11 protein-coding genes are annotated in these 12,197 nt (G+C 35.3%); 2 read left to right on the top strand and 9 right to left on the bottom strand.

Features of this window, described 5'->3' with window-relative positions; genetic code table 11:
* Positions 1-85 precede the first annotated feature (85 nt).
* The 9 genes from ACVFVN_RS12080 to ACVFVN_RS12040 form a co-directional block, all read right to left on the bottom strand.
* Positions 86-994, bottom strand: a complete 909-nt coding sequence (locus ACVFVN_RS12080; protein WP_165130409.1) for a hypothetical protein — start codon at positions 992-994, stop codon at positions 86-88.
* A gap of 9 nt (positions 995-1,003) precedes the next feature.
* Positions 1,004-1,453 carry a DUF2141 domain-containing protein gene (locus tag ACVFVN_RS12075; protein WP_456235452.1) on the bottom strand — a complete coding sequence of 150 codons (450 nt, stop codon included), beginning with the start codon at positions 1,451-1,453 and terminating at the stop codon, positions 1,004-1,006.
* A gap of 3 nt (positions 1,454-1,456) precedes the next feature.
* Positions 1,457-4,555: an efflux RND transporter permease subunit gene (locus tag ACVFVN_RS12070; protein ID WP_456235451.1), complete on the bottom strand. Its 3,099-nt coding sequence runs from the start codon at positions 4,553-4,555 to the stop codon at positions 1,457-1,459.
* An 11-nt stretch (positions 4,556-4,566) separates the two neighbouring features.
* The gene (locus ACVFVN_RS12065) at positions 4,567-5,622 is read right to left on the bottom strand and encodes an efflux RND transporter periplasmic adaptor subunit (RefSeq protein ID WP_456235450.1); all 1,056 of its coding nucleotides are present in this window, start codon (positions 5,620-5,622) and stop codon (positions 4,567-4,569) included.
* 24 nt (positions 5,623-5,646) lie between these two features.
* Positions 5,647-6,972 carry a TolC family protein gene (locus ACVFVN_RS12060; RefSeq protein WP_456235449.1) on the bottom strand — a complete coding sequence of 442 codons (1,326 nt, stop codon included), beginning with the start codon at positions 6,970-6,972 and terminating at the stop codon, positions 5,647-5,649.
* Between the two features lie 40 nt (positions 6,973-7,012).
* Positions 7,013-7,573 carry a cytochrome b/b6 domain-containing protein gene (locus ACVFVN_RS12055; protein WP_456235448.1) on the bottom strand — a complete coding sequence of 187 codons (561 nt, stop codon included), beginning with the start codon at positions 7,571-7,573 and terminating at the stop codon, positions 7,013-7,015.
* 12 nt (positions 7,574-7,585) lie between these two features.
* Positions 7,586-8,041: a hypothetical protein gene (locus ACVFVN_RS12050; RefSeq protein ID WP_165130400.1), complete on the bottom strand. Its 456-nt coding sequence runs from the start codon at positions 8,039-8,041 to the stop codon at positions 7,586-7,588.
* A 7-nt stretch (positions 8,042-8,048) separates the two neighbouring features.
* Positions 8,049-8,639: a TetR/AcrR family transcriptional regulator gene (locus tag ACVFVN_RS12045; RefSeq protein ID WP_165130399.1), complete on the bottom strand. Its 591-nt coding sequence runs from the start codon at positions 8,637-8,639 to the stop codon at positions 8,049-8,051.
* Positions 8,640-8,955: 316 nt separating this feature from the next.
* Positions 8,956-10,173 (bottom strand): tyrosine-type recombinase/integrase, encoded by a 1,218-nt coding sequence (locus ACVFVN_RS12040; protein ID WP_456235447.1) that lies wholly within the window; start codon positions 10,171-10,173, stop codon positions 8,956-8,958.
* 460 nt (positions 10,174-10,633) lie between these two features.
* Here ACVFVN_RS12040 and ACVFVN_RS12035 point away from each other — a divergent pair, with 460 nt between their 5' ends.
* Positions 10,634-11,227 carry a hypothetical protein gene (locus tag ACVFVN_RS12035; protein WP_456235446.1) on the top strand — a complete coding sequence of 198 codons (594 nt, stop codon included), beginning with the start codon at positions 10,634-10,636 and terminating at the stop codon, positions 11,225-11,227.
* Between the two features lie 245 nt (positions 11,228-11,472).
* Complete coding sequence (locus tag ACVFVN_RS12030; RefSeq protein WP_456235445.1) at positions 11,473-12,051, top strand: hypothetical protein; 579 nt, start codon at positions 11,473-11,475, stop codon at positions 12,049-12,051.
* The last annotated feature ends 146 nt before the right edge of the window (positions 12,052-12,197 follow it).

Genomic DNA, 12,197 nt, shown 5'->3' with positions numbered 1-12,197 from the left:
ATAAATATTTATGATTATGGAAGCAAAGGACAGCAACATAAAAAAGTCATTATGTCCGTACTTGGTCTTTCGGGACAAGATTTATTTACAACATTTTATCAATGTCTATTCTTTTGTGGGGCTTGGGACGTTTATCGGTCTTTGACGGTGTAAGCATTGTTTTTACGGTTTCGGGACTTAATTCCCTGCCGTCTTTATCTACAAAGCTGTTTACAATGACTGCAACAAAATCATTTATATTGCCGTCAATAATGGGTTTGCCGTCTGTAAACAGTTCCCTGTGCAGTTGGTAAAATATATCTACTAACTGATTGATATTACAGTTGATTTTTAATTTATTGAAAGGAATGCCGTTTGTATTCTTCTGCATCTGTTGTTTAGAAAATTCATCGGTTAAACGGATTAAATGCTGTATCTGGTCTATTTCCTTTTGGCATTGGTCGGAATAATCGGGCAGTTTTGGGTTAATAAAATCTATACTTGCCTGTTCGTAATCGAACTTTTCATTTGTCAAAAACATTATTTTATCTGTATAATCGCCCATTGCATTTACTTTACTTTTTACTTCTCTGAATGAAAAATACCGCTCTTCACATTCGGCATTGATGTATTGCATTGGTGGTTTGGCGTGGGTGTGCCTGTTTCTTAATATCTCTAATTCTTTCCGTTTACTTTCTATAATAGTGTAACACTTCATCATCCGTCCACGCTTGGTAGTGCAAACAAATAGTTCTTCATTTTCTGAAATCAGCTTTTCAAACTTGTTCAGCCATTTTATCGGGTCTTCCACAAAATCACAATGATGAGAAAAGAAATCGGGCAATTTGGCGTAAGGAAGTTTTAGTATTCTGTTTATGAGTTCCTGACAATAGGTATCATTATCTTTTACGTTTTCCTGCAAAATATCAAACAAAGCATTTTCAGACTGCTCTTTCGGAACTGCCGTTTGTTCGGGAAATTGAACGGTTTGCTTTATTTGAATATTGTTTATCATTTCTGTTGTTTACATATAAATTATCCTTACACTAATCGTCTTGTCTACATTTAATAAAAAACTTGCTTTGGAAAAATTGGGGCTGTTTCTTAACCCTATTGACTGATAATTAGAAAATCCAATTCCCTCTTTGGGTAAAAGCAAACCTTTATCAATCTTTCCGTTATTGTTTTCATCGTGTAAAATATTTACGGCATATTTCCCTTTGGGCAGATTTTTAAAAGTAATTTCGGCTTTCCCATTTCCGATTTTCGCTTTCTCTAATCGGTAATAATTTCTGTAATCTTCATCAGGTATTGAGCCGTCTTTGTTGTAAAGGGCGAACTGTACAACGTCTTTTGAGTTTTGTGATTTTTCTACCTTAACGGTCAATGTGTAGGTTTCTGCCCGATTTCCCGAAAACGAACAGAGAAAAAAACATAACCCAACTGTCAGTATAATAAAAATTGTTGCTTTCATTTATTATTGTTTTTTATTTGAACCCAATTTTTCTTTCATTCTATCTACTCCGTAGTACACCATTGGCACTAAATAAACCGTCAATGCCAATGAAGAGAGCAAACCTCCAATAATTACCCACGCCAAACCGTTTTTCCATTCGGCTGCTGTTCCGCTGGCTAATGCTATGGGCAACATTCCTATTGCCATTGATAAAGTCGTCATTAAAATGGGTCGCATACGTTCTTTTCCTGCAGTAATCAATGCTTCTTTGTAATGTTTCCCCTCCGCTTTCAGTTGGTTGGTAAAGTCCACAATCAAGATGGAATTTTTTGTTACCAATCCCATTAACATAATCAAGCCGAGCAAAGCAAATAAGCTCAAATTGCTTAACGATAAATTCAAGGCTAAAAATGCTCCGATAGCTGCAACGGGTATGGCAAATAAGGCAACAAAAGGATAAATGTAACTGTCGTATAAGGCTACCATAATCAAATAAATCAGTAAGAATGAAATCAGCAATACTGAACCCAAAGCCCCGAAGCTGTCGTTTTGCCGTTTAATATCGCTTCCCCAAGTCATTTGTATGCCGTTTGGTAAGGGATTGTTTTTGAGATATGCCACGACATCGTCTGCTACTGTTCCCGAAGGTCTGCCGAGTGCATCGGAAGTTAATGTAACGGCAGGTTGTCGGTCTTTTCGTTCTAAAAGCGAAGGCGAATTATCTCTTTCAATAGTTGCAAACTGTGAAACTTCAATCGGAATGCCCATTGGATTTATAATGTTGAGTTGGTTTACATCATCATAATTTTTACGGCTGAATTTATCCAACCAAATCCGTACAGGATATTCTGTTCCGTTTTCCGTTAAAGTGGCATCGTCATTTCCTGTAAAAGCGGTACGCAAATTCATTCCCACATAAGCCGTGTTCAATCCTAAACGCTGCATTTTGTCTTTGTCAGGAATGACTTTTAATTCAGGGCTTCCTGCTTCTACCGAAAGCCGCACATTATCTGCTCCAGGTATTTTTTCAATGACTGTTTTTAAGTCATTACCTGTCTGCATTACCTGGTCTAAGTCGCTTCCGCTTAATGTAATTTCTATCGGTGCAGAACGTGGAATTAAGCCTAATGCTATCATTGAAAAATTGATGCCTGAATATTCTTTTTGCAAATCAGTTCGCAATTTTCGCATAAAGGTTTCGGTAGAAAGATTATTTGTTTCTTTCCTGGATTTTAGCTGAATAGTAAATTCGGTTTTATTGGCAGAACCAACTCCCAAACTTCCGATACCTGTGCTTGGTCCGCCTACATTGCTGAAAACAGTTGAAACTTCGGGTTGCTTCAAAATATAGTTTTCTATTTTTTCTGAAACCAAATTGTTTTGCTGAATGGAAGTACTTTTATCAAACTCTAATGCCAAACGGAATTTCCCTTGGTCGCCTGTGGAAATGAGTTCCTTTCCAATAATTCCCTGTTTCATCATTGCTGCCGTCCCTACGAACAGCAACAAAACAAATCCTGTAAAAATGAGTTTGTGATGTAAAACCCAATTCAATGTTCTGCCATACCAATTGATAAATTGGTCTAACTGATGTTCAAACCAAAGCAAAAAACGGTTGAAGATATTAGTCGGCTGCAAATCTTCTTTTTTCCCGATGCGTGAAGCCAGCCAAGGCGTTAAAGTAAAACCTACCAGTAAACTGGTAAGTGTAGAAGTGATAACCACCACCGAAAACTGTTTGAGCATATCGGCAACAAAAACCTGTAAGAATAAAATCGGCAGAAACACAACCACATCAACCAATGTAATAGACAATGCCGAAAAACCGATTTCCATTCTTCCGTCCATAGCTGCCGTTCTTTTTTCTTTACCCATATCCAAATGACGTTGGATATTTTCTAAAACTACGGTAGCATCGTCCACCAAAATACCGATGATTAAAGACATTGCAAGCAAAGTCATCAAGTTGAGCGTATAACCCAAAAGCCACATCACGGCAAAAGCGGTAATTAAGGAAGTAGGAATGGCAACCAAAACAATCAATGAGTTTCTGAAACTTCTCAGGAAAAGTAACATTACCAACGACACTAAAATAACGGCTAAAATCAAGTCAAACACCACCGAGTTAACGGCTGCAATGGTGTTATCGGTGCTGTCGTCCGTAACTACAAATTTTACATCTGCATTGGCATTTTGTTTTTCAATGGACTGAAATTTTTCCCTAATCAGTTTAGAAACATCAACGGCATTGGCATCGCCTTGTTTCTTAATCATTAAGCCAATACCGTTTTTACGGTTGTAACGGCTATACGAAGTAATTTCTTTAATGCCGTCTGTTACTTCCGCAATATCTTTCACATAAACAGGACTGTTTGGAAAAGGCATTGCGACCTGAACATTCTGAATATCATTGATAGTATTGAATTTGCCTACTAACCTTACCGAATTATTTTCCGTATCGGTTTGCAATTTTCCGGCAGGTAAATCAATCCCCGAACGATTGACGGCTTCCACAACCTGGTACAAAGAAATTTTATAGAGCTTCAATTTTTCTTTATCTACCTTGATTTGAATTTCCCTTTCTTCCCCACCTAAAATGGTTATCTCTGCCACTCCTTTTAGCTGTTGGATTTGTGGCAGGTAATCGTCTTTCATTTTTTGATAAAACACTGTCGGCTCTAAATTGCTTGTTGCACTTACCGACATTATCGGCAAATCATTAGGCGATACTTTGCTCATTACAGGGTTTTGAATATCGTTAGGCAAGTCCTTTCGGATATTGTCAATATAGCGTTGAGCGTCCTGCATTGTTTTGTCCAAATCCGTTCCGTATTTCAGGTTGGCTATGATGATTGAAGCATTGGGTAATGATTTGGTAAGCAAATAATCTACACCCTCCAAATTGGAAAGTGCATCTTCAATTTTTCGGGAAACGGAAGTTTCCACTTCGTTGGGTTCTGCACCGGGATAAACCGTTCGGATTACTACAACAGGCTGATTAAAATCGGGCATCAGTTCATAGCTCAAATTCTTGTAGCCGATAATTCCCAACAGGGCAAATACGCTGAAAAGTACGATAATCAGCGAGGGACGTTTGATTGATATTTCTGTAATATTCATTTTTGCTGATTTTATTTAATCGTAATATTCGCTCCGTCAAACAGATTGATAAAGCCATTCGTTACCACAATATCGCCTGTTGCCAATCCGCCTGATACAACCGTTTTATTGCCGATGTTTCTTGATGTGATTATCGTTTGCAATACAGCTTTTCCATTTTTTATGATATATACTTTCGCTTTTCCATTTTCTTCCGTAATGGCTGATGTAGGAATAAGAATGCCTTGTTCTTGCTTGCTTTCAGAAAGATTTACTTTGCCAAACATTCCTGATTTGATACTTAGATTTTTGGTGTTTGCAACTTGAAATTGAATTGGAAAACTATTGCCCAGATTGGCTTTGCTTCCCGTCATTATTACTTTGCCCGAAAGGGAAATATCGGGATAAACATCAGCATTGATTTTGTAGGTTTGATTGTTTTGAAACTGCACCAAATCATTTTCGGGAACATTAACCGTAAAACGTAAAGCGCTTATATCCGTAATTTGTAGCAACGGAATACCCGGTGCTGCAAAACCGCCCTCCTCATTGAGCTTGGCAGTTACCACACCATTGAAAGGTGCTTTTATAGTGGTTTTATTGATTTGTTCTAATAAAGTCGCTTTCTGAACTTTTGCAGATTTTAATCCCAATTTTGCCTTTTCCAACTGCACCCCCTGAACGGCATCGGCTTCCGTTAAAATGGTGTATCGTTTTACATCGTCTTCCAAACCCTCAATCTGCACTTCAACCGTTTGCAGTTGTAATTTCAATAACGAATTATCCAACTGAATAAGTGTTTGTCCTTTGCTTACACTACTTCCAACATCTACCAAAACAGCATTGATTTTTCCTTGTATATCCGCACTGATTTTTGTTTCCTTATTCGGCTCAAAAGTACCTGTATAAGTATTTGCATCATCAATAATCTGCAAACGAATGGTGTCAGCATTTACAGTAATAGGTTTTTCTTTGTCATATTGATACACCTTGCTTTCGGTAGTTTCTTTATTGTTTTTCAACTTAAAAAACACAAGTGCTATTACTGCAATCAAAGCAATTATCCCGATTATTTTTTTCCAATTCATATTCCTGACTTTTTATTCGTTATTTCAATTCTTAATTGTTCCTGCCAGCTTTTTTAGCTCCAAATCCACTTTCAGATAATCTATCACTGCCGACAGGTAATTTTGCTGTGCTTCACGAAGTGCATTATCAGCCAATAAAACATCGGTAAGTGTTGCCGTACCTTGCTTTTGTTGTAAAATGGTTTGCTCATAAATAGATTGAGCCAAAGTGATTTGATTTTCGGTATTGATGACTGTTTGCTGTGCAATCGTTCTTTGCCTTAAAGCATTTTCAGTTTCCATTTTGTTTTTATCGCCAATCAGTTGAGCCTGCAATTCGTTATTGCTGATTTCCAGTTTTTTTTGATTTATTTTTCGCTGTGTAACTGTTCCGTTGAAAAGCGGGTAAGTCAGTTGCAAACCTGCAAAGCCTATGGGATAAAATTTCAGAAAGTCATTTGGGGTTTTGTCGTAGCCAAAACCTGTTGTTCCGTAGGAAGCAATCAAATTAAGCGAGGGCAGAAACCTTGATTTGTTCAACGTACTCAATTCGCTGTTCAATAGTTTGTTTTGTGTCTGAATAATCTTCAAATCCAATATATTTTCTACATTATTTTCCGTCAAGGTTTGCTGTTCGATCTCAGAAACAACGGTAATATTTCGCTCCAATGAAATACCGATATTCAGTTTCAGTGCATTCAAAATTGAAATGTATTTATTGTGAATGTTTTCCCTTTGCGTATTCAACTGTTCGGCTTGCAGTTTTACTTTACTCACATCTGTTCCCTTTGCCAATAGCTGTTCTTTCAAGAGTTCTATATTCTTTAAGAGCTTTTGGGTATTTATCAGATTGCTTTCCAAAAAATCCAATTGATGTTTCAATATTTGAGCGTTGTAATACAGCGTAGTGATGTCGTATAAAACCTGTTCTTCCGATTTTTGAAATTGAAGCTGTGTCAGTTCGTTGGCAATTTTTGTATTCTCAATCACTCCATAAACCTGCGGATTATACAACGGCATTGCCAGCTGTACATTTGCATTGATGTTGTGCGGAACACCAAACTGAATATCTCTAAATTGTCCTTCGGGTGCTTGCGGATTAAGTGCATTCATTGGCATTAATTGCGTAGGCAATTCCATAAAATATTTGTAATCGGCATTGGCTGTGACTTTCGGAATAAGATTGGCCTTTGCTTCTTTTTCCCTTTGTTCGCTAATGCTGATATGGTTTCTGTTGATTTGCAGGGTTTTGTTATAGACCTGTGCCGTATCAATACATTGTTTCATCGTCCAGACTTCCTGTGCCTGAACAGTATTCCACCCGATAAATATCAACGGAACAATAAATAGTTTGTGAGTGTTCACTAACATAATTGAGCAAATTTTTTTGTTTTCTATCATTTTAAGTTATTTAATCTCCTCCTATCATTTTTGAGGTAATTCCTTTTTTGTTAGAAAATTCAGCTAATACAATTCCTGCCAAATGCAAAAGAATAAAAATAGGAAACCAGTAAATTCCCCATTTGTGTACGGTTTCAATATCTTCTTTCCATTGTGGTAAAAATCCTTTTTCTATACAGATACCTGTAACAGCCGAAATAAAAACAAAAAGATAAAAGTACACATAAGTAAAACCCTGTAACCGTTCTTTAAGCGGTTGATTGCTTTTAAAGGGATTTGGAAAACGAATACCTTTTACAAGCATATAAATAATCCGTGCTAAAAAGGCAAAAATCATTATGTGAGCAAAAACTTCGTGCCATTGCCACATTGGTTCTCTTATCGCTTTGGCAATGTCCGTCATTTGTTCTTTAGGTATTGCCGATGTTTTACTTTCAATAACAGCAACAATATTGTTTTTATTCATCCAATACATACGAAGAAACCCTGTAATGAATAAAACAGGCATTGCAAAAGCCATTATCCAATGCAGTACCCGATGAAATATTGTGAATTTTTGTTGGGATTTCATTACTTAGAAAATTTAGTTAAAATACTTATGATAGTGCTGATACGAATGTTGCAGGTGCAAAACGGTTTCATTTGCTTTTTTTGCATCTGTTTCATTTTCTATCGCCTTTACTATTTCAAGGTGTGGGTGCAACCATTTGTGTAATTCATCGTGGCTTTTTCCGCCCATTGTACAACTTTTTATGAGCTGGTTGTTTTGCTCTTTTAATTGTTTAGCTAATGCTTTATAATCGGTCTGATTATTTTGGATATAAGCATTTACCAGTTCTTCGCCTTTCAATACAAAGGGTTTCATTTCTTCGTTCACCAACCATTTTTCGCCATTGTTGAGTTCAATAGCTTCGGAACTCTCATCGTGGCGATGTTCTGCGTGGTTTTCTGTTTCCTGATGTGTGGTTGATTTTTCAGTGGAATTATTACATCCCCACAAAAGCATAAGACTCATTCCAAATACAATTACTTTTTTCATATCTCAATTATTTTTTTTCAATCATTTTTAAAATTCCCTCTAAAACTGCTTTCCCGTCTTTCATCAGGTTGGATTTATGCCCTGACAATTTCCATTTCAAAACCGTCATTCTCATTCCTCCAAGTATAATAGTGGTAAGCGTGGAAGCATTGATGAGCTTGCCGTACTGCCTTGCCTTTTGTCCTTTTTCAATGTTTGCATTGACATATTGGTGCATTAATTCCATTATTTCGGAAACTTTATAACTTAATCCCTCATCATAATGAAAAATACTTTCCGCAAAAATGACACTAACAATCGCAGGCTTATCTGTAAAGGTTTGCAGTTGCGATTTAAAAATAGCTCTCAATTCATCTCCTGCTGTTGCGTCAGGGTTTACAGGAATATTATTGAGGCGGTTTTTCATTCCTGTTATGAAATAGTTGAGCAAACCAAGTAAAATATCATTCTTGCTTTTAAAATGACGGTATAAAGCCGGTTCGGATAAACCAATATCGGCAGCCAGCGTTTTGATAGTCAGGTTTTGAATACCGTAAGCATCAATCCGAGCCGTTGCAGCTTCCATTATTTCTATTTGCCTGTCTGTGAACTTTTCCATATTATTTGTTTGCTAACAAAATTATATTAGTTAGCATTCGCTAACAAAGATAGAGATAGTTTTTTAATGGAGATAGTATTTTTACAGCAAATTTGTGAAATTTAATGCAACGCATTGATAAACAAAGCAATTAAGAAGGATGAAAAATGAGATTATTCTTCCGTTGGGCTGTTTTCAAACAACTCGTGTAGTTTCTGTTGTAACAGCTTTTTATCGGGTAGTTGTGTTTGATAATCGGAAACCAATGTAGGGGAACAAGTTGTCAGTATTAAAAATACTATACTACGAAGTTAAAAATAAGTATCTCGGTAGCATTTTAATTGATGTATTGCTCAACTGCCTTGTCTAATTCCTCACTGATTACTTTGGCGTAAATCTGTGTAATACCAATATCTGAATGGTCTAACAGCTTTGAAACATATTCTATCCGCATACCATTATTTAGAGCATTGGTAGCAAAAGTATGACGGCTTAAATGGAACGATAAAGTAAACGGTAATTCCATATCCTTGCCCAACCTACGTAACTTCTGACCGCATAGGATATTTTTTGCATTGATGATATATGCCTGATAATCGGTATCAGTATCAAACCTTTCTACGTCTTCCAATATCGGAAAAACGAAATCGCTTGGCAATGATATTTCGGTTTTGTATTTATTTAAAATGTCAATCGCAATCTGCCCGATTTTAAAGTTGTGCGTTCTTCCTGTTTTGCGAATGGTCTTTGTAATGCGTTGTTCTTTCTCGTTATAGTTTTCCCATTTCAAGCTCACTACATCACTAAAACGCAAGCCACCTGCATACACCGAAAAAATGAACATATCTCTAAATACTTCGTCCTTGCCTGTGTACTCGATTTTAAAATTGCGTAGCTTTTCTACCTGCTCTTTGTTCAGAAATAAACGCTTTCCTTTATCACGTTTCACACGAACTTTTGAGAATGGGTAAATATGTTCGCCTATAATATCTTCCCTTTGGGCATCACGAAACATTACGGATAAAATCAATAAAGAATAGTGTACCGTAGTTGCTCCGTTCTTCAAATTATTGGACATATGATTGATGTAATCTTTCAGCATCGTAACGGTAATATCATCAAAGTATATTTCTCTATGCCCGATAAATTTTTCAAACTTGGCTACATACTGTTTGTAGTTCCTGTAAGTGGCAACCGATACCGTTCCTTTGATACGTTCGCAACGGTTGTAAGCATATTCAAAGAAGTTTGCCATATCCTTACCTTTTATTGCTTCTTTTAGTTTTCGGGCTGATACGGATTTACGTTTGCGTTCGTGGTCTGCAACTGTTCCCTCTGCATCTGCTACCTTTTGAGAAATAAAGGCATTCATTCTCGCACTGTTGGTGTGGTTCTTCTTTATCTTCTGCTTATCATCGTCCCATTCGTTGCGTTTCAGTTTTACGCCTGTGGCTACAAATTTGGCTTTCCTATCCTTTATAACCCTTATATATAAAGGGCTATGACCTGTTTTATCTTCCTGATTTGTCCGAAGTACTAATTTTATTGAAGCCATAAGAAAAAGTATTATATTTGTTGTACTAAAAAAAACAATCGAGTGCAAAACGATGAAACCCTTTATAAATCAGTTATTTCAAAGCGGTGCAACCTGATACAAAGGTACAACATTTGGTACAACAAGCCTAACTTTTCGTTGCTTTTTTCTGCGTTATTCTGTTCTTTCTTATTTTATAACTTATTGATAATTATGTATTTGAGTGCAAAAAGCGACATACGATTTAATACTTTTAATAACATTGTATTGGCAAAATGCGGGGTTTAGGGAAAAGTTGAACTACTCTACATTTTTTATTCGCCGCTGCTTTTCATATTGTTTTTTTCTTTAATTTAGACAATCTGAAAAAGCATCGGCTACACTTAGTCTAAATTGAACTTTTCGTCCAATTTAGCCCGCACTTCGCCAATACTTTTTCGTTATCTGCAAGCAGTTTCCAACAAACTACCTAAAACAAATTATGGCATGGATTCCAATTTATTTAAATAAAGGTGATATAAATATTCTCAATGACTTCTTAAATTCAGAACAAGAAATTGCCTTTCTAATTTCAGTTGGTAAAAACAAATGGATTGCCAAATCCGAATGGAATATTTTAGCTGATATTGAGAAAGATTCTTTTATTGGAGAATATTATATTCCAAAAACTTGTGAATATTCAATGTGGCATATTCCAAGTGGAAAATTACCTGTTTATAATTTAGAAGAAGTATTTATTGATCCGTGGAAGGAATGGACAGAGGATTTTGAAGACCAAAGAAGAACTCCTTTTTTTGGAGCTGACTGTACTAAAGTTTTTACACTAACAATAAAAATAGACGATAATGAAATTCCAATGTCGGGAGTTGAATGGATTAGAAACTATTATAAAATAATTGGAAAAGAAGCCGATAAATCAACCGACAAATTCTGGAACAAACTAAGAAGATTCATTAAAAAAAATTCAATTCAAATTCCTAGATGTAATGATTCATTGAGAAAGCCTGAAATTTTCGCATTTGAAAATGCTTATAGAGAAATTCAAAATGGAAAAAATTGTTCTTTAAATCCATAATTCTGCCTACAGATAACATTGGTTTTGCAAAATGCGGGGATAAGTCAAAGTTGAAAATTTTCTTAAAATAATACGCAAATCGGCTTTTCATATTGCAGTTTTTTATTAACTTAACAATCTGAAAAAGCCATTTGCTTCGTTTCTGAATTCTTGAACTTTTGGTTCTTCGAATTCCCGCACTTCGCAAAGCCTTTTTCCGTTATGTGCAATTTTATCCAACCTCCCGTCAATACACGAATTTCCAAATGAAATTAAAACTATTTCTAATCTGTTTAATATTTTCAAATTCAATTTTTGGACAATTAAATTCTGATAAATTTAAACTTCTTGAAAATTTGAATAAATTAAATTACGCAGAATCAGAAAATATTGGATATGCAGGAACGCTTGGAAAAACTCGAATTGAATTCGACTCAATTAAATCTAAATTTAATAATAATGATTTGATTTATATTTCTAAAAATCTATCTGCTCCATTAAAATTATATTCAAGTATAGAATTAGTGCATAGAAATGATAATCGAATTTTTGATATTTATAAGTTTTACAAAACAAACAAATATGAAATTGAATATCATTCAGGCGATACAAATATTGGAATGAAAAGAATATCAGATTTAATATTTGAAGAATTTGAAAATCTTTTGAATAAGAAAAAAATAGTAGAAAAAACAAAATCCGATTTAGAAAATGGATATGTAAATGAAGTTTATAAAAAGAATTCTGAAGATTTCGTGAAATACGGAACAGAGTATCTCGATAAAGTTATTACAAAAAAATTCTATTCAATATATTCCAAAATTCAAAAATTAGAAACAAAGTAAAAAAACTGCACATAACATTGGTAACCGTTGCACAACTCAAAACTCAACAAAATAAAATTATATATGACCTCGTTTAAGCCTTTTTAAGCGAGGTTTATTTTTGGAGTATATTCAAAATAATTAAAAATAAAGTGGTTGAAAAAAGC

The organism is Soonwooa purpurea (genome assembly GCF_053891095.1).
The sequence above is the reverse complement of the archived record's forward strand: the minus strand, read 5'-3'. Positions and strand labels throughout refer to the sequence as shown.